The organism is Peptoniphilus sp. BV3C26, from assembly GCF_000478985.1.
Classification (GTDB): Bacteria; Bacillota; Clostridia; order Tissierellales; family Peptoniphilaceae; genus Peptoniphilus_B; species Peptoniphilus_B koenoeneniae.
The window spans coordinates 12,257-36,541 of record NZ_AWXB01000056.1; the positions used below are offsets into that span (position 1 = coordinate 12,257).

A 24,285-nucleotide genomic window follows, 5' to 3' on the forward strand; every position below is an offset into this window, starting at 1 on the left:
TCCTCATATCATCCAATTGTCTCTGAAATAGAGTTTTATTGGAAAGATTTCATTTTTTATAGAGCCTTCTTCAGCAAGCTTTTTAGCAACATCACTTAGAGCCACTGTGTAAACAACAGGAAGATTAAGAAGTTTTCCAACTTCCTCAACAATTTCCTGACCGTAATAAATATCATCTACACTGGTGTCTTTAAGCATATGAGTTGTGTTTATAAGACCTGTCACTTTTGTTTGTGAATGGGCCTCAGTGCTTTTAATAAAAGCTACAATGTCCGCAACATCTTTTGTTTCAGGTCTGTTCCTGTTTATAACAAAATAATGATCATAGCCTTTATCAGCGAGCAAATCTCTGTATCTGCCCAAAGAAAGGGAACCTTTAGGATTTCCTCCTATATCAAGAACGGCTTGATAATCGTCATTTTCAAGGGGCATTAATATTTGAGGGTCTATTGCAGGTATATCAAGAGTTTGTGCTTTTTTCATAGAAGAACCTAAAATTGTAATTCCATGGTCTTCAAAAAAATCAATTTTTTCTCTTAACCTGAAATACATGTTTATAGTGTCCAAATCTATGGCTGCAACCTTTGGAAAATATTTTCTTAAGAATAATGCATAGTTAATAGCAAACTCCGTCTTACCGCTTCCAAAGTGACCGGTGATTAACTTTATACGATGTCCCTTAGGCCTTATCTCTTCCATTACAATTCACCTCAAATCTACAAAAATTTTAGTGCGAAATTAAGTACTATTATGAAAAAATAATAAAAATCCATTCATAATAAAATTGTTTATAATTTTATGTTCAAAAAGTGGTATGACAACTTTCTTGTATTTTTAGCCACTTCGCACATATTTATTGTAAGTCAAATTAAAAATTTTAACAAGTATTTTTTAATTTGAAAAAAATTTGATAAGTTTGTTATTATTTAAAAAATATCAATATAAAGAATTCTTCCATTATGAAAAAAACGGATTTTTCTATAATTATCTTTAAGAAAAAAATTTATAAAAAAATTATTTTAAAATAAAAATTTAAAATAAAATAAAAATAAAAAGTTGAAAACGATTTTTATAAAAGAATTTTAAAGGCAAAAGTTTATTTTAGGGTATAAATATAATAAATAGCTTTATGCTTTTAAAATTATAAAATTTTTAAACTTAGGAGGATTTTATGTTAAAAGAATTAATTAATGAAAGACGTTCTATTAGAAAATATGAAGAAAAAAAAGTTGATCATGAAAAAATAGAAGAAATTTTATCCTATGCAGTTTTGGGACCGGTTTATGGCGGAACCAGAAATGTGGAATTTATTTTAGTTGAAGATAAGGAAAAATTAGAAGAATTATCTCAAATGCAAAAATTTGGCACCCTTTATATAAAAGATTTGCCGGCTCTTGTAATTATTTTAAATCAAGATTCTAAGTATTGGATTGAAGAAGCAAGTATAGCAGCTGCATATTTACAACTTTTAGCTCAAGAAGAGGGTTTAAATACTTCTTTTATAGATGTTAGAGATGGAAAAACAAAAGATGGAGAAGATTACCAAGAATATTTTAGAAAGATGTTTAATATACCTAAGGATAAAAATATTTTGGCAATGATTCCTATAGGTTATGGACATGAAAAAGTAAGAAAAAGAGAAGCAGTTGACATAAAATCAAAGCTTCATTATGAAAAATATTAAAATTTGTTGAAAAATTAACTTTAAGGTGTTAATATAAAAGAGGTTTAGGAAACTAAACCTCAATCATCTTTTTTCTTTCCAGCTATACATAAAAGAGACGCATTATGCGTCTCTTTTATTTTTTATCTATTTTTTTAAAATTCTTTTTCTTCTACTTTTTCTTTTTCAACTTTTAAAAACATTATAAAGCCTATGACAAACATAAAGGCAAGACCTAAGATTGCATAGTGCTGATTGTTTGTAATTTGAGTTATTACTGAAACCATAAGGCTGCCTAAAATTGAAGCCCCTTTTCCGAAAACATCATAAATTCCAAAATATTCACTGCTTTTTTCCGGTGGAATAATTTTTGCAAAGTAAGATCTGGAAAGGGCTTGTATTGCACCTTGAAACATTCCTACGCCCAAAGCAAGGATCCAAAACTTAGTAAGACTGTCTAAAGTTACTGCATAAAAAGCAATTATTCCGTAACATATTATGCAAATTTTTATAAGCCCTTCCACTGGTCTTGTTTTTGAAATAACACCAAAAAATATTGCGCAGGGAAAGGCGACTAATTGAGTTACTAAAAGGGCAAGGATAAGGCCTTGGGAAGAAAGACCCAAGCTTTTTCCGTAAGCTGTTGCCATATTTATTATTGTATAAACTCCGTCAATGTAAAATAAAAATGCCAAAAGAAAATAAAAGACTTTTTTATCATTTTTTATTTCTTTAAAAGTATTTAAAAGATGTTTAAATACTTGAGAACTTTTTAATTTTATAGGACTTACATAAATTTGCTCATATCTTTTTAAAAGGGGTAGAGTCCATAAAAGCCACCAAAGAGCATTTATAAAAAATACTAAGTTCATGGAAAGACTTTGTGAAAGCCCAAAACTTGTTCCCTTAAGACCTATAAATATACTTATAACAAAGGGGAGGCAGGAACCTATATAACCCCAGGCGTAACCCTGTGAAGAAACATTGTCCATCCTCTCTTCTTCTGTAACATCTATTAACATGGAATCGTAAAAGACTAAAGAACCATTAAAGGCAACTTTTGCAATTACAACCTGAATTAAAAACATAAACCAATTTATGGCAAAGGGCAGGCCTGCACAGGAAAGGACTCCTATAAAAACAAACAATTTAAAAAGATTTTTCTTTTGTTTGTTGGAATCAGCCAAGGCTCCTAAGATTGGTCCTAAAAAAGCCATTATAAGAGTTGATGCTGTAATAGCGTAGCCCCAATAGGCAAGATAAGTTGTATCTTTTAAAGACTTCCCCGCCAAGTTATTAAAGAATATGGGTACTATTGTTGTAAAAAGCATAATAAAAGCTGAATTTCCAACGTCATAGTAGATCCAAGATTTTTCAAGTTTATTTAATTTATTCAAGGTTTACTCCTTCATAATTTTTATAAAATATGGGATTAATTTCTCCGCCATCATAAATATAGTCTAAGGCTGAATTAAAAATATCCTTAAAGTTTTCAAGGGCAAGGTCATAAGCTTTAAGCAAAACTTTGTTACTTTTTTCAGCTTGGGGGTGCTCCTCTTGCTTTATAAGTTGACCACCATATTCATTTAGTTTTAAAATTTTAAGAACACTTAAAATAAAAGTTTCTTTAAGTTTACCTGCTGGATTAAATAATTTTTTATATTTGTTAAAACCTAAGATAGAATTATAAATATCTTTAAGTTTAAGACCATAGGGCTCATAAATTGGTAAAATTTTAGGAGCCTTTCCAGGACTTGGAATAAGAGATTGCATTTTAAACTTAAAAGGATTAAGTCCGTCTTTAAGCATGAGAAATCTATCAAATTCAGATTCAATTTCCATGTGAGAATAGCTTATATTTATAAGTTCATCTACATAGGGATGAATTGTAACATCCAAAATAAAGTGAGCTATTGTTCCTAAATAGTAAAAAAATTCAGGACCTTTTTGATCTATAGCTTTAATTCTTTCTTTTGTAGTGTCAAGATATTCAATAAAGGGTCTTGAATGAATGTAAGATCCAGGATTATTCCCTTTAATTTTTAAATTTAAATTAAAAAAGAAAAGATCAGGTCCCTGAGAACCAAATAAAAACATCTGTCTTTCTTCAGCGCTGGAAACTTTAAAGTCTATAGAATTAATAACAGTTTTAGCAAATTTGTTATGTGCATAAATTGAAGCCATAAAATCCTCCTTATATAAATTTTATCACAAGGGAGATTTATTAGATATAATATAGATGAGGTAATAATGAAAAAATATATTAATGAAGCTGTAAAAAAAGTGTCAAGAAATATTTCTTTTTCAACTCCAGGTCATAAGGGAATTTTCTCTTTGCCCAGCCAAGTTGAATTTGATGTAACAGAGACTATAGGAACTGACAATCTTCTTCACCCTCAAGATGTAATTTTAAAATCTATGGAAAACTTAAAAAGAATATATGGAAGCAAAAAAAGCTACTATTTAACAGGAGGCTCTACAATTTCAAACCATATAGCTTTAAAAAGTATTACAAAAGAGGGAGATAGGGTATTAATAGAAAGAAATGCCCATAGGTCAATTTTAAATGGATGTATTTTAAATAAACTTAAAACGGAATTTATGTATCCTTCCTATGATAAAAAAACAAAACTTTTTTTGCCTTTAAGTCCACAAATAATAGAAAGTTATTTAAAAAAATATAAGGATATAAAACTTGTGATCTTAACCAGTCCAACTTATTATGGGATGGTTTTAAACATAAGAGAAATTGCGGAAGTTGTTCATAAATATGGAGCATATCTTTTTGTTGATGAGGCCCACGGATCACACCTTAACTTTTTAGATAAAAATTTAAGTGCCTTATCAGGGGGAGCAGATATAATAGTTCAATCTCCCCACAAAACCCTACCCTGTTTAACGGGTTCATCCTTTATTCATGTGGGAAGCTCTAAAGTTAACATAGAAAGACTTGAAAAAGTGATTTCCATGATAAGTTCCACTTCGCCATCATATTTAATGTTGCTTTCTATGGAAAGAGCTCTTGAATATATGGAAGAAGAAGGAAGAGAAAACTTAAAAAATGTTTTAAACTTAATAAAAGAACTTAAAAATGATTTAAAAGATAAATATTTTTTCTATGAAAGTGATTTTCACGACCCTACAAAACTTTTATTTGCCAAGGAAAATGTCAGTGGAAGCCAAATTTTAAGAGAACTTTTTAAAAAGAACATAAGACTTGAAATGGCAGATATAAATTACGCTCTTGCTTTAGTGGGACCGGTAGATAGTGAAAAAACTCTTGTACCTTTAAAAAAAGCTATGAGAGAAATTAATTTAAAAGAAGAAAATTTTAAAGATCTTTATAGACAAGTTTTGCCGGAAAAAATTATGGAGATGTATGAGACCTTTGAAAGAGAAAGCCAATTTATAAATTATACAGAGGCGGCTGGAAGGATAAGTGCAGATACTATTTGCCCCTATCCACCGGGAAGCCCCATAATAGTTCCAGGAGAACTTATTGATCAAGATGTTATAGATACTATAGGAACTTATTTAAAAGCCGAAATAGAAGTAACAGGTATAAATAAAAATCTTATTGAGGTGATAAAATGACATTTGAAGAAAATATTTCCAAAGAAAATGAAAACTTAGAAAATTTCAATGAAGAAAGAAAAAATGAAAGTGGGGTTGATCTTTCTAGAATTGATGAAGTTATGGAAATTTTAGAAGAACTTTTAGATGAAATACCAGACCAATATTTAAATAATTTAAACGGTGGGGTAATATTAGAAGAAGAGGTCAATTATCACCCGGAAGGAAATGATTTAATTGTCCTTGGTTCTTATAAGATAGATAATTTAGGAAGGCAAATAGTAATTTATTACGGTTCTTTTATGAAACTGTATTTTTATTTAGATAGAGAAAGTTTAAAAGAAAGACTGAGAGAAACTTTAAGACATGAGCTTAGACATCATCTTGAGTTTTTAGCGGGAAACAATGATCTTGTTATAGAAGATGAAAATTTTATAGAAAATTATAAAAAGGGAAGAGATGTTGAATGAAAAAAATAGCCGGATTATTTTTTAAAGGTCTGGGAAAAATTATAGATTATATATTCAGATTTTTTATAGGGATAGTGGAACTTTTAATAGATTTTTTTACAACTGCAAAAAGGGCAATTGGAGCTCTTTTCGCCTTTAGTGGATGTTTTATATTTTTCCTTATATTAAATCCTTTTTTTGCCTATGCTTTTTTTAATAAGTATAGGGGCCTTACTAGTTTTATAATATTGGCTTTCGTCTTTCCTTTTATAGGAACTATAAGTGTAAGCTATTTAAAGTATATTCACTATGTTTTAACTGAGTATTTTTTTGATTTAAGTGACTACTATCTTTTAGGAAGAAAGAAAAGCTATTCAAACCTTGGAGGCTACGGTGAAAAATATAGGGAAGAGCAAGAAAAAATAAGAGAGGAAAAAGAAAGACAAAGGCGGGAAGAAGAAAAGAAAAGATTTGAAGAGTCTTTCGGAAGAGGCTTCGGAGGAACTTATTGGACTTTTGGAGATGATATAAACTTTGAAGATCTATTTGGAGATCAAGGCTACTTCGGAGGCTTTAATCAAGGTCAATATCAAAGTGGCTCTTACAATCAGGACTATAATCAAAATTACAGGGGTCCATACACAAATTATGGGACAAGTTTTAAAAATCAATATGAAGAAGCTTGCAGGACCTTGGGAATAGAACCAACCTATGATAAATATGAAATAAAACTTGCCTTTAGAAAGGCTGCAAAAAAATACCATCCCGACATAAATAAGGAAGCGGGAGCAAAGGAAATGTTTCAAAAAGTTAATAATGCTTATGAATTTTTAAATGAAGAAAATATTGAAAGGTATAGGAGGTTAAAAGAACAATGAAAGATTTTGTATTTAATGTAGACACAAAAATTATTTTTGGAGAAAACCAACTAAGTGAACTTGGAAAGGAAATTAAAAAATACGGAAAAAAGTTTTACTATGCTACGGAGGCGGAAGCATTAAGAAAAACGGAATCTATGATGACATAACAGGAGAACTTAAAAAAGACGGGATAGAATATGTAGAACTTAGCGGCATAGAACCTAATCCAAGAGTTGACTCTGCAAGAGAAGGACTTAAAATAGCAAGGGAAAATAAGGTTGACTTCATCCTTGCCGTAGGAGGAGGATCAGTAGTAGACTTGGCAAAATTAATAAGTGGAGCCTATTATTTAGACGTGGATCCTTGGCAAGTAGTCCTTGACTCATCAAAAATAGAAAAAGCTCTTCCTATAGGAGTTGTTCTTACTATAGCTGCAACGGGAACGGAAATGGATCCATTCTCAGTAATAACAAATTTGGAAACAAAGGAAAAATTATCTTTTGCCAGTGATTTAGTTTTACCGGTATTTTCTTTCATGAATCCTAAATATACCTTTACAGTTCCTGAAAAACATACAGTAGCAGGAGTTTGTGACATAATGAGCCACACTATGGAAAATTATTTCAGTTTAGGAGATGGCTGCTATTTCCAAAACAAATTATCTGAAGGACTTTTGAAAACCTGTATAAAATATGGTCCTATATTAAAAAAAGATCCTAAAAATTACGAAGCCAGAGCAAATATTATGTGGGCATCAACTTGGGCAATAAATGGACTTCTTGACAGTGGAAAGTCAACAAGTTGGTCAGTTCATCCTATGGAACATGAATTAAGCGCATTTTTTGATATAACTCACGGAACAGGACTTGCAATTCTTACACCCAGATGGTTGGAACATTGCTTAGATGAAGAAAGACAAGAAACAATAGGAAACTTTGCAAGAAATGTCTTTGATGTAAAAGAAGAAGATGATCTTAAAGCCGCTAAAGAAGGAATAAAAAAACTTTATGAATTTTTTGAGAACTTGGGAGTTCCTATGAGCCTTAGACAAGTGGGAATAGAAGAAGATAAATTAAAAGAAATGGCGGACCTTGCTGTAGAACATGCAGGAGGAAAAATAAAAGGCTTTAAAACCCTTTATGGTGAGGACGTTTATCAAATTTATAAGGCTTCATTTTAATAATAAAGGAGTTAACTATGGCTAATGATTGCTATTTTGAAGGAAAAATTTTAGGAAAAAAAGAAGAAGTAGAGGAAGTATTTAAGTATTTCACAGAAGCTTATAATTACAATTTCTTAAATGATAAAGAAAAAGCCCCTGATTTTATAGAACCTAAGGGACCTCATTTTTGGAGAATACATGACTTTAAAACCGTGAGCCAAGGGGAAAATGAAAGGGGAGAATTTTTTATTACTTTTTGTGGAATCTGTGCTTGGTCTTTATTTGCCAGCCTTTTACATGAAGGCTATAAAAAATCTTGGGATGAATACAAAGATAAAGTTTGGTTTAAAGGAACCTGTCTTGAAGAAGTTCATGAAAAATTTCCTCATTTAAAAATGGAATTTTTCTCAGAAGAGCCGGGAATGAATATATCAGAGCATATTTTAATTGAGGGAGATTCTTTTATAAAAGAATCTGAAGATTTTAAAATTGTCAATTATGAAAGCGTAGAAGAAGCAAAAGAAGATGGAATGGAAATAAGTGAAGACATGGTAGAAGAAGACATTTATGTAAGGCTTCCATCCTGGTATAAATCTGAAGATAATGGGCTTTCATACTCCCATTCGTGGAACATATAAAAAATAATATGCTTTAAAAGCCCTATAAAAAGGGCTTTTATTAATATTGAAATCTTTTAGCAAATGTGATAAATACTATAAAACTTACTAAGAGAGCCAAAAAATATTTTAAAAGGGAGGACGTACATGGATTATATATTTATGAATAAAAATGTGCCTGTTTTGGAGTTTTCAATGATAGAAGGTCATGTTTTAAAAATCAATAAGCTTTTAAACCCGGAATACCTTCCTTTTTCTTTAGCTATTAACAAGAAAAGAGAAAAAATAGCAAAATCAGATCTTGAAAAATTTTTCAGGTGGAGAGCCATTCCAGACACCAGGCAAAATTTGGATGAAATCTTAAGGGCAAGTAAGGTAAAAACTCCATATGACTTAAACTTTAAATATTACGGTCTTTCCCTATCAGACCAATATTGGATTAAAGAAAAGAAAGAAGAAGTATTTTGGAAGGATATTAATTTTTTTACAAATGATTTTTCCGATGATTTGGGACAATTAATGGTTGGCAAAGAAGTTAAAAACATATCCTTAAAAACCCCAGACAACACAACGGACGGCTGGTTGAAAAAATCATGGACAAATATAGAAGGTAAAAGAGTCCTTATAAAGGGCGGATCCAAACCATATATGCAGGAACCCTTTAATGAAAAAATAGCTTATGAAATAGGAAAGAGTCTTGGTCTTAACCATATAAGATATGATCTGAAAAAAATAGGAAAAGAATATTTTTCCCTATGTGAAAATTTTATAGATGAAAACACAGAACTTATTACAGCAAACTCCTTCTTAGCTCCCTTTAAAAAGCCCAACCATATATCCTACTATGAATTTATCATAGAAAAGATGGAAGAAGTGGGGGTAAAAGAAGCAAGACGAAAAATGGATGAACTTATGTATTTAGACTATGTGATTTACAACGAAGACAGGCACTATAATAATTTTGGATTAATAAGGGATGTAAACACTCTAAGAATTATAGATCTTGCCCCTATATATGACTCGGGAACAAGTCTTTTTTATGATACTTCTACTAAACTTATAAAATATGCAAACCCAAAAACAAAACCATTTTTTGAAGATAGGATAAAACAGAGAAAGTTAATAAGAGAAGAAAACATTCCTAAAACAAATAGGGATGAGATTTATAAAATAATAATAGATGTTTTTTCAGAAAATGAAGAAGTAGAAGAATTTTTTAAAGATAGAAAAGAAGAAATAGCAAAAAGAATAAGCGAAAGACTTTAAGTCGGGTAAAGCCCGGCTTTTTAATTATAAGAATTTGTATTTAATATTTAGTCTATATATTTTTATTTTTGAATTAAAATTTATTTTAAAAATTTTTACAAATATTTTTTTACGCTTTACGTAGAGCATTTTAAAATTTATTTTTTATGCTTTACGTGAAGCATTTTTATTTTTATTTTATTTTAAAATTTTTTCAACATATCTTTTTTCCATATTTTTTCTTTTTCATTTTTTTATTTTATTTCCAATTATTCATTTGCGGGGGTTTACTTTTGCGAAACATATTTACCATAAATTTATTCGTGGGCTTTTGTGGGCTGTAGGGATCGGTTTACCGGTCCGCGTGTATAATGTGAGAGAAAAAAATAAATATTTGATTTAAATTTTTTATAAAAATTTTTTATGCTCTAGGTAAAGCATTTTTATTTATTTTTTATTTTTATGAAAAAAATTTTATTTTTCTCTTGCTTTTTTATGAGAGATTTTATATAATTTCAAAGCTAAATAAAAACACTGGCTATTTTTAAGGCTTTTTTAAAGTTTTTTCTTATTAATCCTTGATTTTAGCTTATTTTTTGTGTATAATATTTAAGCGTTTGAAATAAAACTTAATGCGATGAAGTCGTAGGTTGCTTGAATTCTTGCGGGAAAAAGAGAATTATAAGGTAATTACGACGGAGAAGTCCAAAATAATTTGGGCAGGGTTATTTTTTCCAAACACTTCGGACACACCGGGGTGCGTTTATCTATAACCCCACTCGCGAATACGAGGAGGTAAAAATGTCAAGTAATAGCAAACAAAAAATCAGAATCAGACTTAAGGCTTATGATCATGAACTTCTTGATAATTCTGCAAAGAGAATTGTTGAAGCTTCTAAAGCTACAGGTGCTGTTGTTTCAGGACCTATTCCACTTCCAACTGAAAAGGAAGTTGTTACAATTTTAAGAGCTGTTCATAAGTATAAGGATTCCAGAGAACAATTTGAGCAAAGAACTCATAAAAGACTTATCGACATTATTGGTCCTAACCAAAAGACTGTTGATGCTCTTATGAAGTTAAATTTGCCTGCCGGTGTTGATATTGAAATTAAGCTGTAATAATTGTTCTTTATATGATTACATTTGTAATCCGCTGTAAATTTTAGGAGGTGTAGAAATTTGAAATTTCTAATTGGCCGTAAAATCGGCATGACTCAACTTTTTGACGAAGATGGTACAGTTACTCCTGTAACGGTTATTGAAGCTGAACCCAATAAAGTCGTTCAAAAGAAAACTGTTGAAACTGATGGTTATAACGGTGTTCAAATTGCTGCAGGCAAGGTGAAAGAAAAGAATGTTAACAAACCTTTAAAGGGTCACTTTGATAAGGCGAATGTTGAGTATAAAAGATATTTAAATGAATTTAGAACTGATGATGTAGATTCTTACAATGTCGGTGATGAAATGAAGGTTGACTTGTTCGCTAAGGGCGAATTTGTTGATATTACCGGAACTTCAAAGGGTAAGGGAACTCAAGGGGTTGTTACTCGTCACGGCTTCGGACGTGGACGTGAAACTCACGGTTCAAAATTCCACAGAATGCCCGGTGGTATGGGTGCTGCATCTTACCCAGGAAAGGTTTTTAAAAACCATAGAATGGCAGGAAAGACTGGTAATGAACGTGTTACTGTTCAACACCTTTTAGTTGTAAGAGTTGATGTAGATAAAAACTTAATTTTTGTTAAGGGTGCTGTTCCAGGACCTAAGAAGGGCAAAGTTATAGTTAAGTCTACGGTTAAGTCCGGTAAGTAAGGAGGATTGTCATGACAAAAATTAATGTTGTTAATATGGAAGGAAATCCTGTTGAAGAAATCGAACTTAATAGTAATATTTTTGATGTTGAAATAAATGAGCATGTTGTCTATCTTGTTGTTAAAAATATTTTAGCTAACAAAAGACAAGGAACTCATTCTGCTAAAACTCGTGCTGAAGTACGTGGAGGTGGAAGAAAGCCTTGGAGACAAAAGGGAACAGGTCGTGCTCGTCAAGGTAGTATAAGATCTCCTCAATGGAGAGGCGGCGGTATTGTTTTTGCAAAGAAACCGAGAGATTATTCTTACACTACTCCGAAAAAAGTTAGAAGACTTGCTCTTAAATCCGTGCTTACTTCAAAGGTTCAAGATGGTGAACTTATTGTCGTTGACGATATTAAGATGGATTCTATTAAGACTAAGGACTTCGCTAATTTCCTTAAAAATGTGAAAGCAAACAAAAAAACTTATCTTGTTACTGATGAACATAATAAGAATGTTTACCTTTCAGCAAGAAATGTTGAGGGTGTTAATGTAGCTGAAGCAAGATTTATAAATGTTTATGATATTTTAAATTCTGATTCACTTATTATTTCTAAGGCTGCACTTAACACAATTAGTGAGGTGTTTAACTGATGAATAAATTTGATGTTATTATAAAGCCGCTTGTTACTGAAAAGAGTATGGCGGAAATGGAAAACAACAAGTACACTTTTCAGGTTGCTAAAAATGCTACTAAGCCTGAAATTAAAAGTGCTGTTGAAGAAATTTTCAACGTAAAGGTTGAAAAAGTTACTACTATGAATGTTCGTGGCAAAAAGAAAAGACAAGGTGCTACTTTCGGATTTACACCTTCTTGGAAAAAAGCCATTGTTAAATTAAAAGAAGGTTCAAATACTATTGAATTCTTCGATAGCATTCAATGAGAAGGAGGTAAATAATGGCAATTAGAGGATACAAACCGACCTCTCCGGCACGCAGACAAATGACTGTTGCCACTTTTGAAGAGGTTACTAAAAAGACTCCTGAAAAGTCACTTACTGTAAATCTCAAAACTACTGCAGGAAGAAACGCCCGTGGAAAGATTACTTCAAGACATAGAGGCGGCGGAGTAAAAAGAAGATACAGAATTATAGATTTTAAAAGAAATAAGGATAATATTCCTGCTAAGGTTGCAGCTATTGAATATGATCCTTACAGAACAAGTTATATAGCTCTACTACATTATGTTGACGGTGAAAAAAGATATATCTTGGCACCTAACGGCTTAAAGGTAGGAGATATTGTTGAAAGTGGAAGCGAAGCTGATATTAAAATCGGAAACGCTTTAAGACTTAAAGACATTCCTGTTGGTACAACAGTTCACAATGTTGAATTGTTACCAGGTAAAGGCGGTCAAATTGCAAGAAGTGCAGGTTCTGAAGTTCAACTTATGGCTAAGGAAGGCAAATATGCAACTTTAAGACTTCCTTCAACTGAAATGAGACTTGTACCAATTGATTGTAAGGCTACAATAGGACAAGTTGGAAATATTTCACACGAACTTATAACTTTAGGTAAGGCTGGAAAAAGCAGATATCTTGGAAAAAGACCTCATGTAAGAGGTTCTGCAATGAACCCTGTTGATCACCCTCATGGTGGTGGTGAAGGTAGAGCTCCTGTAGGTAGACCTTCTCCTATGACTCCTTGGGGCAAGAAAGCTATGGGTCTTAAGACAAGAAAGAAAAATAAAAAGTCTAACCAGTTAATTATAAGAAGAAGAACTAAGTAAGGGGGATTAAAATGAGTAGATCAGTAAAAAAAGGACCTTTCGCTGATGAACATCTTCTTAAAAAAGTTGATGCTCTTAACGAAAAAAATGAAAAGCAAGTTATAAAGACATGGTCACGTCGCTCAACAATTTTCCCTGAGATGGTATCACACACTATTGCTGTGCACGACGGAAGAAAACATGTTCCGATTTATATTACGGAAGATATGGTTGGTCACAAACTTGGAGAGTTTGTTCCGACGAGAACTTTTAGAGGACACGCCGGTAAAAGTGAAAAAACTACCGGTGTTAAATAATAAGGAGGGGTTCAAATGGAAGCAAGAGCAATTGCTAAATATATAAGAATTTCACCTCTCAAAATACATTTTATATGTGATGAGATTCGTGGAAAGTCAGTAAAAGAAGCCCTTTCTATTCTTGAATTTACACCTAAGCGTGGTGCTAAAGAATTATTAAAGGTGCTAAAATCTGCCATAGCCAATGCAGAAAACAATCTTAGTTTAGATGCTGATAATCTTTATGTTAAAGAAGCTTACGCCAATGATGGACCTACAATGAAAAGATTCCATCCTAAGGCTAAAGGTATGGCTTATCCAATTTTAAAAAGATCAAGTCATATTGGCGTAGTTGTAGCAGAAAGAGAATAAGGGGGTATACAATGGGTCAAAAAGTTAACCCGCATGGTCTTCGTGTTGGCATCATTAAGGACTGGGATTCTAAATGGTATGCTAATAAGAAAGATTTTGCCGAATTATTAGTTGAAGATAATAAAATTCGTAAGTTTATTAAAAATAAATTGTATGCAGCCGGTATTTCAAAAATCGAAATTGAAAGAGCGGCAAATAAAGTTAAAGTTTCAGTTTATACTTCAAAACCCGGTATGGTAATAGGCCGTGGCGGTGTAGGAGTTGAAGAACTTAGAAATGAACTGGAAAAGAAAACAGGAAAAAGCATTGTAGTTAATATTGAAGAAATTAAAAATCAAGATATGGATGCGCAACTTGTTGCAGAATCTATAGCTGAATCTCTTGAAAGACGTATTTCATTCAGACGTGCTATGAAGCAAGCTATTCAAAGAACAATGAGAGCAGGCGCTAAGGGAATTAAAACTGCAGTTGCAGGAAGACTTGGCGGAGCTGATATGGCAAGAACTGAAGGTTATTCAGAAGGAACAATTCCTCTTCAAACTTTAAGAGCAGATATTGATTACGGCTTTGCTGAAGCTGACACAACTTACGGTAAACTTGGTGTAAAAGTATGGCTTTACAAGGGAGAAGTTCTTCCTAATGCACAAGGTCATTCAAACAGAGAAAGAGACAACAAAAAGAGAAAAAGAAATGACCAACAAGGTAAAAATAACCGTAAGAGAAATAATCAAAAAAGAGACAGACGTACAAACGATTAAGTAGGAGGGAGGAAATATTATGTTAATGCCTAAAAGAGTTAAATTCCGTAGAGTTCACAGAGGCAGAATGAAGGGCAAGGCACAAAGAGGTAACACACTTACCTATGGTGAATATGGCCTTCAAGCACTTGAACCTGCATGGATTACTTCAAATCAAATAGAAGCTGCTCGTCGTGCGATGACAAGATACATTCGCCGTGGCGGTAATATTTGGATTAAAATCTTCCCGGACAAACCTGTTACGGAAAAACCTGCTGAAACTCGTATGGGTTCTGGTAAAGGTGCACCTGCTTATTGGGTTAGCGTTGTTAAACCGGGTAGAATTATGTTTGAAATGAATGGTGTTTCAGAAGAAATTGCAAGAGAAGCTATTAGACTTGCAGCTATGAAACTTCCAATCAAATGTAAATTTGTTATGAAAGAAAAGGATGGTGAATCAATTGAAGACTAAAGAAATTCGAAACTTGTCAAGTGAACAACTTACAAGCAAAATTGATGAACTTAAAAATGAATTGTTTAATCTAAGATTTAGATTAGCAACAGGTCAACTTGATAATCCATCAAGTATTAAAATGGTGAAAAAAGACATTGCTCGCGCAAAGACCATTTTAAGAGAAAGAGAACTTGAAATGGGAAGGGAGGCTTAATCCATGGAAAGAAATCACAGAAAAACCATTATAGGTACAGTTGTAAGTGACAAAATGGATAAGACTATTGTTGTTGCTGTTGAGACTTTTGTTGATCATCCCATTTATAAAAAAAGAGTTAGAAAGACCACAAAGTTCAAAGCTCATGATGAAAATAATGAATGTGGCATAGGAGATCGTGTAAAACTTATGGAAACCAGACCTCTCTCTAAAGACAAGAGATGGAGATTGGTTCAAATTGTGGAAAAGGCACAATAAAGAAGGGAGGTTTCTTTATGATACAACAAGAGTCAAGGATGCGTGTCGCTGACAACAGCGGTGCAAAAGAACTTTCAGTAATAAAAGTGTTAGGTGGAACTAACAGAAGAATAGCTAACATTGGAGATATTGTTGTTTGTAGCGTTAAATCTGCAACACCGGGTGGCGTTGTTAAGAAAGGTAGCGTTGTTAAAGCTGTTATTGTAAGAACTTCTAAAGGAATCAGTCGTCCAGACGGTTCATATATAAGATTTGATGACAATGCCGCAGTTATAATAAAAGACGACAAGAGTCCTGTTGGAACTCGTATATTCGGACCAGTAACAAGAGAACTTAGAAGCGGAGACTTCATGAAGATTATATCTCTTGCACCGGAAGTGCTTTAATTAGGAGGAAACTATGCGTATAAAAAAAGGTGACACAGTTAAAGTAATAGCCGGTAAAGATAAAGGAAAAACCGGTAAAGTTTTAAAAACTTTCCCGAAAGAAGATAAAGTAGTAGTTGAAAAAATTAACATTGTAACAAAGCATCAAAAACCAAAGGGACCTCAAAATCCTGGTGGAATTACAAAAGTTGAAGCTCCTATACACGTTTCAAATGTTATGTATTTTGACGAAAAATCGGGAAAAGGAACAAAACTTGGATATAAAATAGAAAACGGTAAGAAAGTCAGATTTAAAAAATCAGACAATCAAACCATTTAAGGAGGTAGAAGATGACTTCCAGATTAAAGGAAAAATATTCAAATGAAGTTGTTGGCCATTTAGTAGATAAATTCGGCTACAAAAATATAATGGAAGTTCCTAAGCTTGAAAAGGTTGTAATTAACATAGGCCTTGGAGAAGCTAAGGATAATCCTAAAGCTTTAGAAAGCGCAATTAATGATTTAACAGTTATCTCAGGTCAAAGACCTGTTGTAACTAAAGCAAAAAAATCTATTGCAAACTTTAAACTTCGTGAAGGACACAACATTGGTTGTAAAGTCACTCTTCGTGGAGATAGAATGTATGATTTCTTAGATAAATTAATGAACGTTGCTCTACCAAGAGTAAGAGACTTTAGAGGAATCAAACCTTCAGCTTTTGACGGCAGAGGTAATTATGCTTTAGGGCTTAAGGAACAACTTATATTCCCTGAAATAGAATATGACAAAGTAGATGCTATTAGGGGAATGGATATTGTTATAGTAACTACAGCAAATACTGATGAAGAAGCCAAAGCTTTCCTTGAAATGATGGGAATGCCCTTTGCCAGATAAGGAGGTAAACAATGGCAAAAAAATCAATGATTGCTAAACAAAAGAGAAAACAAAAATTTTCCACTCGTGAATACACAAGATGTACAATTTGTGGAAGACCGCATTCAGTATTAAAAAAATATGGAATTTGCAGAATTTGTTTTAGAGAATTAGCTTACAAGGGACAAATCCCGGGTGTTAAAAAAGCTAGCTGGTAAAGTTTAGCGAAAGGAGGATACCTATATGATGACAGATCCTATTGCAGATATGCTTACAAGAATTAGAAATAGCAATAATGCAAAACATAAATCGGTAGACGTTCCGGCATCAAACATTAAAAAAGAGATTGCCGAAATACTTCTAAACGAAGGTTATATAAAGAGTTATGACGTTATTGATGACAATAAACAAGGTGTCATTAGAATAGACTTAAAATATACTAAAGATGGAGAAAGAGTAATTTCCGGACTTAAAAGAATTTCAAAGCCGGGACTAAGAGTGTATGTAAATAGCGAAGATGTTCCAAAAGTTCTTGGTGGACTTGGAATCGCAATAATATCAACATCAAAAGGAATTGTTACTGACAAAGTTGCAAGAACTGAAAATGTTGGTGGCGAGGTTATTTGCTACGTTTGGTAATAGGAGGTGAAAAATGTCCAGAATCGGAAAAAAACCAATTGAAATCCCCGCTGGAGTAACAGTTAACATTGACGGAACTAACGTTAAAGTTAAAGGCCCAAAAGGAGAATTGGTTAACACATTTAACAATAACTTAGATATAAAGATGGAAAACAACGAAATTGTTGTTCAAAGACCTAATGAAGAAAAAAAGATTAGAGCGCTTCACGGACTTACAAGAACTCTTATATACAATATGATCATCGGCGTTACTGAAGGATATCAAAAAGAACTTGAGATAGTAGGAACAGGTTACAGAGCTCAAAAAGCAGGTAAAAAATTAAGCTTAACTCTTGGACTTTCACATCCACTTGATCTTGAAGATCCTGAGGGAATAGAAGTTGAAGTACCGGCTCCAAATAAGATGATTGTAAAAGGCATTGACAAACAAAAAGTTGGAGAATATGCTGCATATATTAGAGGATTTAGACAACCTGAACCCTATAAAGGTAAGGGAATCAAGTATGTTGATGAAGTTATAAGACGTAAAGTCGGAAAGACCGGTAAGTAATAGTAGGAAGGAGAATAAATAGTGTTTAAAAAAGTAGATAAAAAAGAAACACGTGTTAAAAGACAACACAGAATCAGAAATAAAATCTCCGGAACTTCTTCTTGCCCAAGACTTAGTGTGTTCAGATCAGGAAAGCACATCTATGCTCAATTAATAGATGATGAAAATGGAGCAACTCTTGTAAGTGCTTCAACACTTGATAAAGCACTTGGTCTTGAACAAACTCACAACATTGAAGCGGCAAAGAAAATAGGAGAAAGCATTGCAAAACGTGCTTTGGATAATGGAATAGAAGAAGTAGTATTTGACAGATCCGGTTATCTATATCACGGACGTATAAAGGCACTTGCTGAAGCGGCAAGAGAAGCCGGACTTAAATTTTAATTAAGGAGGGGAAATATGGAATATTCACTAATAAACCCTGATGAATTACAACTTGAAGAAAGAGTTGTAGCAATCAACAGAGTAGCAAAAGTAGTAAAAGGTGGTAGAAACTTCAGATTTTCCGCTCTTGTAGTTGTAGGAGATAAAAACGGATACGTTGGAGTTGGAACAGGAAAAGCTCTTGAAGTACCAGAAGCAATTAGAAAAGCAGTTCAAGATGCAAGAAAACATATAGTTAAAGTAAACCTATTAGGCACAAGTATTCCTCACCAAGTAGTTGGAATATTTGGAGCAGGAAGAGTTTTCTTAAAACCTGCCCGCGAAGGTACAGGAGTTATAGCCGGAGGAGCTGTTCGTGCAGTATTAGAACTTGCAGGAATTTCAGACATTCGTACTAAAAACTTGGGCACAAACAATCCGAGAAATATCGTAAATGCAACAATGGATGCGCTTAGACAACTAAAGACAGCACAAAGTGTAGCAAAACTTAGAAACAAGTCTGTTGATGAAATTTTAGGTTAAGGGGGTAAACATGCTTAAGATAAAATTAGTAAAAAGCCCTATCGGTAAAATGGAGTCTCACAAAAGAACAGTAAAAGCATTGGGACTTAGAAAAATCGGACAGGTTGTTGAACATGAAGATAATCCTCAAATAAGAGGTATGATCAAGAAAATAGATTATATGTTAGAGGTTACTGAATAAGGAGGTGCGACCATGAAATTACACAACTTAAGACCTGCAGAAGGCGGCGGAGTAAAAGCTAAAAAAAGATTAGGTAGAGGTATCGGAAGCGGTACAGGAAAAACCTCCGGACGTGGACACAAAGGTCAAAACGCAAGAAGCGGCGGTGGAGTAAGACCTGGATTTGAAGGTGGTCAAATGCCTCTATTCAGAAGACTTCCAAAAAGAGGTTTTACAAACATCTTTGCAAAAAAATTTGCAGTTGTAAATGTTAAGGATTTAAATAACTTTGAAGAAGGAACTGAAGTAACACCTGAATTATTATTAGAAAAAGGATGCATCAGTAAATTAGAAGACGGTGTTAGAATTCTTGGCCAAGGAGAAATAAGTGTAAAACTAACAGTTAAAGCTAGCCATTTCTCAAAATCTGCAGCTGAAAAAATAGAAGCAGCTGGAGGAAGGATTGAGGTGATCTAATGCTGTCCACATTTAAAAATGCTTGGAAAATACCGGAATTAAGAAAAAAGATGCTATTTACGCTTTTCATGCTTTTGGTATACAGATTAGGATCACACATAACAGTACCGTTTATGAATAAAGAAGCAATAGCACAATTATTTAGCGGTAACAATGCCGGAGTATTAACATTTCTTGATATGATGGCAGGAGGAAACTTCTCCAACTTTACAATTTTTGCAGCAAATATAACACCATATATTACTGCATCAATTGTATTACAACTTCTTACAATAGCCATTCCTTCACTGGAATCATTGGCTAAAGAAGGAGATACAGGTAGAAAGAAAATTGCAAAATATACAAGATATCTTTCTATAGCAATAGCATTAGTACAAGCAATAGGATTTACATTTGTATTATTTAAAGATGCAGTCCTTGCTCATACACTATTGCAAAAGTTGGTTGTTATTCTATCTATAGTAGCAGGAACAGCATTGCTAATTTGGATAGGAGAACAAATTACAGAAAAAGGAATAGGAAATGGTATATCAATAATCATCTTTGCAGGTATAATAGTTAGAATGCCAAGAGATTTATACCAATCATTTCTATTAGTAAAAATGGGAAGAGTACACTGGGCTTTTCTAGCACTATACATTGTGCTTGCAATAGCAATAGTATTCTTCGTAGTAATACTCAACGAAGGTGAAAGAAGAATACCGGTTCAATATGCAAAAAGAGTAGTCGGAAGAAAAATGTATGGAGGACAATCAACTCACATACCTATTAAAGTTCTTATGACAGGAGTTATGCCAATAATTTTTGCAAACTCACTACTTGCAATTCCATCAACCCTTATAATGTTTACAGGTCCAGGAAAATTCCAAGACTTTGTAATAAAATGGCTTACACCACAAGGGGGACCGGGAATAGTAATATATGTATTGTTATCAATAGTATTGATAATATTCTTCACATTTTTCTATACAACTATTCAGTTCAACACAGTTGAATATTCAAAGAACTTGCAACAAAACGGTGGATTTATCCCTGGAATAAGACCAGGAAAACCAACAAGTGACTATCTTGGAAGAAGTGTTAACAGATTAGTATTGCCAGGAGCAATAGCCCTTGCAATTTTAACTGTACTTCCAACAATTTTAACAAGAGTTGCACACTTAAGATTCAACTATGGCGGAACATCAATACTAATTGTTGTCGGCGTTATTTTGGAAACTGCAAGAGTTCTTGAACAACAAATGTTAATGAGACATTACAAAGGATTCTTAAAGAAATAGGAGGAATAATGAGACTCGTAATTTTAGGACCTCCAGGAGCAGGTAAAGGAACACAAGCAGATTTTATAATCGACAAATATAAAGTTCCTCACATCTCAACCGGAGACATATTCAGAGAAAACATAAAAAATGGAACAGATCTTGGCAAAAAAGCAAAATCATATATGGACAAAGGACTTTTAGTTCCTGACCAAGTAGTAATTGATATTGTAAAAGACCGTTTAACATGGGATGACACAAAAAAAGGATTCTTATTAGACGGATTTCCAAGAACAGTAGCTCAAGCAGTGGCTCTTGATGCATTTCTTGATTCACAAAATAAAAAATTGGATTCAGTAATAAACATCAATGTAGACACAGGAATTTTAGTAGAAAGAGCAGTTGGAAGAAGAGTATGTAAAAGCTGCGGAGCAACCTATCACGTAAAAAATAAAGCACCAAAAGAAGAAGGCAAATGTGATAAATGTGGAGGACCGCTTTTCCAAAGAGACGACGATACAGAGGACACAGTAAAGACCAGAATACAAGTTTACTTTGATCAAACATCACCTCTAATAGACTACTATAAGGCACAAAATTTACTCCTTGATGTAGATGGCAAAGGAGACATGAAAGAAACCTTTAAAAGAATAGAGAAGAGTTTAGATGCAAAAGACGCTTAGACTGAAAACAGGTCAAGTGGTAAAGTCATTAGCAGGAAGAGATGAGGGAAAAATCTTTGCGATACTTGAAATAGTTGATGAGAAATATGTAAAAATAGTAGATGGGAAACTTAGAAAATTAGAAAGACCTAAACTAAAAAAAGTAATGCACTTAAAACCATATAATGCATTAATAGACTTACATGTTGAAAATTTAAACGACAGCTATATAAGAAAATCGCTAAAGGTTATAAATAAGGAGGCCTGACTGTGGCAAAAGAAGATGTAATAGAAGTAGAAGGCAAAGTTATAGATGCTTTACCTAACACAAATTTTAAAGTAGAACTTGAGAATGGGCACGTAATACTTGCACACATCTCAGGAAAGTTAAGAATGAACTATATAAGGATTTTGCCAGGAGACAAGGTAACAGTAGAGCTGTCACCCTATGACTTAACTCGCGGCAGAATAACTTGGAGAAATAAATAAACCCTATTGTGACTTAGGAGGGATAAGATGAAAGTAAGACCATCTGTAAAAAAGATGTGCGAAAAATGCAAAATCATTAAGCGTAAAGGTAGAGTAATGGTTATTTGCGAAAACCCGAAGCACAAACAAAGACAAGGCTAATGGAGGTATGAAATGGCAAGAATTGCTGGTATAGACTTACCTAGGGAAAAACGTGTTGAAATCGGATTAACATATATCTTCGGCATTGGTAAAAACAGATCAAGAGAAATACTAAAAAATGCAGAAGTCGATTTGGACACAAGAGTAAAAGACCTCACAGAAGGTGAATTAGCTCGCATAAGAGATGAAATAGATAAATATCACGTAGAAGGAGACTTACGTAGAGATATAGCATTAAATATAAAAAGACTTAGAGAAATTAACTGCTATAGAGGAATACGTCATAAAAAAGGATTACCTGTACGTGGACAAAAAACAAAAACTAATGCAAGAACCAGAAAAGGTCCTAAAAAATTAGTTTCAAAGAATAAATAAAGGAGGTAGACATGGCTAAAAAACAAAAAGTAACAAGAGTTAGAAGACGTGAGCGTAAAAATATAGAAAAAGGTCAAGCTCATATAGCATCAACTTTTAACAACACAATGGTTACTCTAACAGATATGAGCGGAAATGTAATCTCCTGGGCAAGCGCAGGACAACTTGGATTTAGAGGATCAAGAAAGTCAACACCGTTTGCAGCACAAGAAGCAGCAGAATCAGCAGCAGCAAAAGCAAAAGAACATGGACTAAAAACAGTAGAAGTTTATGTAAAAGGACCGGGTTCAGGAAGAGAAGCAGCCATAAGATCACTTCAAGCATCAGGCTTAGAAGTTACAATGATAAAAGATGTAACACCTATTCCACATAACGGATGCAGACCGCCTAAACGTAGAAGAGTTTAATACCCAAGAGGAGGGAACCCATGATAGAAATAGAAAAGCCTAGCATAAAAATTGAAGAATTAAGCGAAGATGGCAAATTTGGAAAATTTGTAGTGGAACCCCTTGAAAGTGGATACGGCATTACAATAGGAAACTCACTACGTAGAGTTTTATTATCATCACTACCGGGTTCAGCAGTAACCTTCTTAAACATAAGGGGAGTAGAGCATGAATTTGCAACAATTCCTGGAGTTTTAGAAGACGTTCCGGAAATAATCCTGAACATAAAAAGTGTGGTATTAAAACTAACAGAAGATGAACCTGTAAATGTTGTTATAGAAAAAAAAGGACCAGGAGAACTATCGGCAAAAGACATACAATGTCCGCCAGAACTTCAAATAATAAACCCTGATCAACATATAGCAACATTAAACGAAGATGCTGATGTCTATATCGAGATGACAGTGGAAAGAGGACGTGGATACGAGCCTTCTGAACTCAAACAAGAAGAAGTGAATACAATAGGAGTAATACCTATAGATTCAAATTACACGCCAATAAAAAAAGTAAACTGGAAAGTAGAAAACACAAGAGTTGGAAACAGAACAGATTACGACAAACTAATATTAGAAGTAACAACAGACGGTTCAATGAAAGCCGATGAAGCAACATCCCTTGCAGCAAAAATTCTAACAGAACACTTGAAACTATTTATAGGCCTAACAGACCATGTAAGTGAAGTAAACATCATGGTAGAAAAAGAAGAAGATCAAAAAGGAAAAGTTTTAGAAATGACAGTAGAAGAACTTGACCTTTCAGTAAGAAGCTTCAACTGCTTGAAGAGAGCAAACATAAACACGGTAGAAGAACTTACAAACAAATCAGAACAAGACATGATGAAAGTTAGAAACTTAGGGAAAAAATCACTTGACGAAGTGAGAAATAAATTAGCAGAACTTGGACTAGGTCTAAGAGAAGAAGAAGAGTAAGGAGGTAAAGATGGCAAAACTCAGAAAATTGGGAAGACCAACAGACCACAGACTTGCCATGCTTCGTAATCTTGTAACAAGCTTTTTAAGAGAAGGACAAATAGAAACAACATTAACAAGAGCAAAAGAAACAAGAAGAATGGCAGAAAAAATGATAAGCCTTGGAAAAAGAGGCGATCTTCACGCAAGAAGACAAGCCCTTGCATATATATATGATGAAGATGTAGTGACAAAATTATTCACAGAAATAGCACCCAAATATCAAGAAAGAAACGGTGGCTATACAAGAATATTAAAAAAAGGTCCACGTCGTGGAGATGCAGCGGAAGTTGCAATACTACAATTAGTATAAATAAAATTTAAAAATATTTTTAAATAGTATCTCGAAAATGTCGAGATACTTTTTTTATGCCATATAATATCTACTTAAAAAATGAGTCTCTAAAAAATTCTTAATATAAAAATATTTTTTAGACCATAAATATTTCTAACATTAAAAAAAAGAAAGCAGGATAATAATTTTCTATAAAAAAGTATGAACTTTTCCTTTTAA

At 33.2% G+C, this 24,285-nt stretch carries 39 protein-coding genes and 1 pseudogene; 37 read left to right on the forward strand and 3 right to left on the reverse strand.

All coding sequences use genetic code 11. The features are described 5' to 3' along the window. Positions 1 to 3 precede the first annotated feature (3 nt). On the reverse strand, positions 4 to 699 hold the full coding sequence (locus HMPREF1253_RS05890; protein ID WP_023055846.1) for a hypothetical protein: 696 nt from the start codon (positions 697 to 699) through the stop codon (positions 4 to 6). Between the two features lie 472 nt (positions 700 to 1,171). Here HMPREF1253_RS05890 and HMPREF1253_RS05895 point away from each other — a divergent pair, with 472 nt between their 5' ends. Further along, positions 1,172 to 1,684 (forward strand): nitroreductase family protein, encoded by a 513-nt coding sequence (locus tag HMPREF1253_RS05895; protein ID WP_023055873.1) that lies wholly within the window; start codon positions 1,172 to 1,174, stop codon positions 1,682 to 1,684. Positions 1,685 to 1,818: 134 nt separating this feature from the next. On the opposite strand, the gene HMPREF1253_RS05900 is transcribed toward HMPREF1253_RS05895, so the two are convergent. Together HMPREF1253_RS05900 and HMPREF1253_RS09685 are read right to left on the reverse strand one after the other, a co-directional pair. Further along, positions 1,819 to 3,060: an MFS transporter gene (locus HMPREF1253_RS05900; RefSeq protein WP_023055864.1), complete on the reverse strand. Its 1,242-nt coding sequence runs from the start codon at positions 3,058 to 3,060 to the stop codon at positions 1,819 to 1,821. Continuing rightward, on the reverse strand, positions 3,053 to 3,847 hold the full coding sequence (locus HMPREF1253_RS09685; protein ID WP_023055881.1) for a zinc dependent phospholipase C family protein: 795 nt from the start codon (positions 3,845 to 3,847) through the stop codon (positions 3,053 to 3,055). The genes HMPREF1253_RS05900 and HMPREF1253_RS09685 overlap by 8 nt, the downstream gene beginning before the upstream one ends. Positions 3,848 to 3,913: 66 nt before the next feature. Here HMPREF1253_RS09685 and HMPREF1253_RS05910 point away from each other — a divergent pair, with 66 nt between their 5' ends. The 36 genes and pseudogenes from HMPREF1253_RS05910 to rplQ all read left to right on the forward strand — a co-directional run bounded on the left by HMPREF1253_RS05910 (position 3,914) and on the right by rplQ (position 24,084). After that, positions 3,914 to 5,257, forward strand: coding sequence for an aminotransferase class I/II-fold pyridoxal phosphate-dependent enzyme (locus HMPREF1253_RS05910; RefSeq protein WP_023055866.1), 1,344 nt, complete (start codon positions 3,914 to 3,916; stop codon positions 5,255 to 5,257). Further along, positions 5,254 to 5,706, forward strand: a complete 453-nt coding sequence (locus HMPREF1253_RS05915; protein ID WP_023055876.1) for a metallopeptidase family protein — start codon at positions 5,254 to 5,256, stop codon at positions 5,704 to 5,706. Before HMPREF1253_RS05910 ends, HMPREF1253_RS05915 begins: the two co-directional genes overlap by 4 nt. Continuing rightward, positions 5,703 to 6,563 (forward strand): DnaJ domain-containing protein, encoded by an 861-nt coding sequence (locus HMPREF1253_RS05920; RefSeq protein ID WP_023055853.1) that lies wholly within the window; start codon positions 5,703 to 5,705, stop codon positions 6,561 to 6,563. The genes HMPREF1253_RS05915 and HMPREF1253_RS05920 overlap by 4 nt, the downstream gene beginning before the upstream one ends. Then, a pseudogene (locus tag HMPREF1253_RS05925) lies at positions 6,560 to 7,725 on the forward strand (iron-containing alcohol dehydrogenase). Before HMPREF1253_RS05920 ends, HMPREF1253_RS05925 begins: the two are co-directional and overlap by 4 nt. 17 nt (positions 7,726 to 7,742) lie before the next feature. Continuing rightward, positions 7,743 to 8,345 carry a hypothetical protein gene (locus HMPREF1253_RS05930; RefSeq protein WP_023055885.1) on the forward strand — a complete coding sequence of 201 codons (603 nt, stop codon included), beginning with the start codon at positions 7,743 to 7,745 and terminating at the stop codon, positions 8,343 to 8,345. A gap of 126 nt (positions 8,346 to 8,471) precedes the next feature. Beyond that, positions 8,472 to 9,590, forward strand: a complete 1,119-nt coding sequence (locus HMPREF1253_RS05935; RefSeq protein WP_023055883.1) for a HipA domain-containing protein — start codon at positions 8,472 to 8,474, stop codon at positions 9,588 to 9,590. A gap of 780 nt (positions 9,591 to 10,370) precedes the next feature. Next, entirely contained in the window at positions 10,371 to 10,688 is a 318-nt protein-coding gene (rpsJ, locus tag HMPREF1253_RS05940) for a 30S ribosomal protein S10 (RefSeq protein ID WP_023055884.1), read from the forward strand. A 60-nt stretch (positions 10,689 to 10,748) separates the two neighbouring features. Then, positions 10,749 to 11,381 carry a 50S ribosomal protein L3 gene (rplC, locus tag HMPREF1253_RS05945; protein WP_023055878.1) on the forward strand — a complete coding sequence of 211 codons (633 nt, stop codon included), beginning with the start codon at positions 10,749 to 10,751 and terminating at the stop codon, positions 11,379 to 11,381. Positions 11,382 to 11,392: 11 nt separating this feature from the next. Next, positions 11,393 to 12,016 (forward strand): 50S ribosomal protein L4, encoded by a 624-nt coding sequence (gene rplD, locus HMPREF1253_RS05950; protein WP_023055858.1) that lies wholly within the window; start codon positions 11,393 to 11,395, stop codon positions 12,014 to 12,016. Then, positions 12,016 to 12,306 carry a 50S ribosomal protein L23 gene (gene rplW / locus HMPREF1253_RS05955; RefSeq protein WP_023055861.1) on the forward strand — a complete coding sequence of 97 codons (291 nt, stop codon included), beginning with the start codon at positions 12,016 to 12,018 and terminating at the stop codon, positions 12,304 to 12,306. Before rplD ends, rplW begins: the two co-directional genes overlap by 1 nt. A gap of 14 nt (positions 12,307 to 12,320) precedes the next feature. Then, positions 12,321 to 13,151: a 50S ribosomal protein L2 gene (gene rplB, locus HMPREF1253_RS05960; protein WP_023055850.1), complete on the forward strand. Its 831-nt coding sequence runs from the start codon at positions 12,321 to 12,323 to the stop codon at positions 13,149 to 13,151. An 11-nt stretch (positions 13,152 to 13,162) separates the two neighbouring features. Then, the gene (gene rpsS / locus HMPREF1253_RS05965; RefSeq protein WP_023055841.1) at positions 13,163 to 13,447 is read left to right on the forward strand and encodes a 30S ribosomal protein S19; all 285 of its coding nucleotides are present in this window, start codon (positions 13,163 to 13,165) and stop codon (positions 13,445 to 13,447) included. 15 nt (positions 13,448 to 13,462) lie between these two features. Continuing rightward, positions 13,463 to 13,798, forward strand: coding sequence for a 50S ribosomal protein L22 (rplV, locus tag HMPREF1253_RS05970; protein ID WP_023055843.1), 336 nt, complete (start codon positions 13,463 to 13,465; stop codon positions 13,796 to 13,798). A gap of 11 nt (positions 13,799 to 13,809) precedes the next feature. Beyond that, a complete protein-coding gene (gene rpsC, locus HMPREF1253_RS05975; protein ID WP_023055886.1) occupies positions 13,810 to 14,556 on the forward strand; it encodes a 30S ribosomal protein S3 in 747 nt (248 codons plus the stop codon). Positions 14,557 to 14,575: 19 nt separating this feature from the next. Further along, entirely contained in the window at positions 14,576 to 15,007 is a 432-nt protein-coding gene (gene rplP, locus HMPREF1253_RS05980) for a 50S ribosomal protein L16 (RefSeq protein WP_023055840.1), read from the forward strand. Next, a complete protein-coding gene (gene rpmC, locus HMPREF1253_RS05985) occupies positions 14,997 to 15,203 on the forward strand; it encodes a 50S ribosomal protein L29 (RefSeq protein WP_036739655.1) in 207 nt (68 codons plus the stop codon). Before rplP ends, rpmC begins: the two co-directional genes overlap by 11 nt. 3 nt (positions 15,204 to 15,206) lie before the next feature. Next, positions 15,207 to 15,461, forward strand: coding sequence for a 30S ribosomal protein S17 (rpsQ, locus tag HMPREF1253_RS05990; protein WP_023055856.1), 255 nt, complete (start codon positions 15,207 to 15,209; stop codon positions 15,459 to 15,461). 17 nt (positions 15,462 to 15,478) lie between these two features. Next, the gene (rplN, locus tag HMPREF1253_RS05995) at positions 15,479 to 15,847 is read left to right on the forward strand and encodes a 50S ribosomal protein L14 (RefSeq protein ID WP_023055872.1); all 369 of its coding nucleotides are present in this window, start codon (positions 15,479 to 15,481) and stop codon (positions 15,845 to 15,847) included. Between the two features lie 13 nt (positions 15,848 to 15,860). Beyond that, a complete protein-coding gene (rplX, locus tag HMPREF1253_RS06000) occupies positions 15,861 to 16,166 on the forward strand; it encodes a 50S ribosomal protein L24 (protein WP_023055848.1) in 306 nt (101 codons plus the stop codon). Positions 16,167 to 16,177: 11 nt separating this feature from the next. Then, a complete protein-coding gene (gene rplE / locus HMPREF1253_RS06005) occupies positions 16,178 to 16,720 on the forward strand; it encodes a 50S ribosomal protein L5 (RefSeq protein ID WP_023055839.1) in 543 nt (180 codons plus the stop codon). 11 nt (positions 16,721 to 16,731) lie between these two features. Continuing rightward, entirely contained in the window at positions 16,732 to 16,917 is a 186-nt protein-coding gene (locus HMPREF1253_RS06010) for a type Z 30S ribosomal protein S14 (protein ID WP_023055847.1), read from the forward strand. A gap of 25 nt (positions 16,918 to 16,942) precedes the next feature. Then, on the forward strand, positions 16,943 to 17,338 hold the full coding sequence (gene rpsH, locus HMPREF1253_RS06015) for a 30S ribosomal protein S8 (protein WP_023055849.1): 396 nt from the start codon (positions 16,943 to 16,945) through the stop codon (positions 17,336 to 17,338). 13 nt (positions 17,339 to 17,351) lie between these two features. Further along, positions 17,352 to 17,888, forward strand: coding sequence for a 50S ribosomal protein L6 (rplF, locus tag HMPREF1253_RS06020; RefSeq protein ID WP_023055870.1), 537 nt, complete (start codon positions 17,352 to 17,354; stop codon positions 17,886 to 17,888). A gap of 21 nt (positions 17,889 to 17,909) precedes the next feature. Next, complete coding sequence (gene rplR, locus HMPREF1253_RS06025) at positions 17,910 to 18,272, forward strand: 50S ribosomal protein L18 (RefSeq protein WP_023055851.1); 363 nt, start codon at positions 17,910 to 17,912, stop codon at positions 18,270 to 18,272. A gap of 15 nt (positions 18,273 to 18,287) precedes the next feature. Further along, complete coding sequence (gene rpsE / locus HMPREF1253_RS06030; RefSeq protein ID WP_023055888.1) at positions 18,288 to 18,794, forward strand: 30S ribosomal protein S5; 507 nt, start codon at positions 18,288 to 18,290, stop codon at positions 18,792 to 18,794. A gap of 10 nt (positions 18,795 to 18,804) precedes the next feature. Continuing rightward, positions 18,805 to 18,975, forward strand: a complete 171-nt coding sequence (gene rpmD / locus HMPREF1253_RS06035; RefSeq protein ID WP_023055860.1) for a 50S ribosomal protein L30 — start codon at positions 18,805 to 18,807, stop codon at positions 18,973 to 18,975. 12 nt (positions 18,976 to 18,987) lie between these two features. Further along, the gene (gene rplO, locus HMPREF1253_RS06040) at positions 18,988 to 19,431 is read left to right on the forward strand and encodes a 50S ribosomal protein L15 (RefSeq protein ID WP_023055880.1); all 444 of its coding nucleotides are present in this window, start codon (positions 18,988 to 18,990) and stop codon (positions 19,429 to 19,431) included. Next, positions 19,431 to 20,711, forward strand: coding sequence for a preprotein translocase subunit SecY (gene secY, locus HMPREF1253_RS06045; protein WP_023055838.1), 1,281 nt, complete (start codon positions 19,431 to 19,433; stop codon positions 20,709 to 20,711). Before rplO ends, secY begins: the two co-directional genes overlap by 1 nt. An 8-nt stretch (positions 20,712 to 20,719) precedes the next feature. Next, positions 20,720 to 21,373 (forward strand): adenylate kinase, encoded by a 654-nt coding sequence (locus HMPREF1253_RS06050; protein WP_023055865.1) that lies wholly within the window; start codon positions 20,720 to 20,722, stop codon positions 21,371 to 21,373. Beyond that, complete coding sequence (locus tag HMPREF1253_RS06055) at positions 21,357 to 21,620, forward strand: KOW domain-containing RNA-binding protein (protein ID WP_023055852.1); 264 nt, start codon at positions 21,357 to 21,359, stop codon at positions 21,618 to 21,620. The genes HMPREF1253_RS06050 and HMPREF1253_RS06055 overlap by 17 nt, the downstream gene beginning before the upstream one ends. A 2-nt stretch (positions 21,621 to 21,622) precedes the next feature. Further along, entirely contained in the window at positions 21,623 to 21,841 is a 219-nt protein-coding gene (gene infA, locus HMPREF1253_RS06060; RefSeq protein WP_023055845.1) for a translation initiation factor IF-1, read from the forward strand. Between the two features lie 27 nt (positions 21,842 to 21,868). Next, on the forward strand, positions 21,869 to 21,982 hold the full coding sequence (rpmJ, locus tag HMPREF1253_RS06065) for a 50S ribosomal protein L36 (protein ID WP_004820371.1): 114 nt from the start codon (positions 21,869 to 21,871) through the stop codon (positions 21,980 to 21,982). A gap of 12 nt (positions 21,983 to 21,994) precedes the next feature. Further along, entirely contained in the window at positions 21,995 to 22,357 is a 363-nt protein-coding gene (gene rpsM, locus HMPREF1253_RS06070; protein WP_023055871.1) for a 30S ribosomal protein S13, read from the forward strand. An 11-nt stretch (positions 22,358 to 22,368) separates the two neighbouring features. Next, the gene (gene rpsK, locus HMPREF1253_RS06075) at positions 22,369 to 22,764 is read left to right on the forward strand and encodes a 30S ribosomal protein S11 (RefSeq protein WP_023055874.1); all 396 of its coding nucleotides are present in this window, start codon (positions 22,369 to 22,371) and stop codon (positions 22,762 to 22,764) included. Positions 22,765 to 22,784: 20 nt separating this feature from the next. Beyond that, positions 22,785 to 23,732, forward strand: coding sequence for a DNA-directed RNA polymerase subunit alpha (locus tag HMPREF1253_RS06080; RefSeq protein WP_023055887.1), 948 nt, complete (start codon positions 22,785 to 22,787; stop codon positions 23,730 to 23,732). Between the two features lie 10 nt (positions 23,733 to 23,742). After that, entirely contained in the window at positions 23,743 to 24,084 is a 342-nt protein-coding gene (rplQ, locus tag HMPREF1253_RS06085; RefSeq protein ID WP_023055879.1) for a 50S ribosomal protein L17, read from the forward strand. Positions 24,085 to 24,285 lie beyond the last annotated feature (201 nt).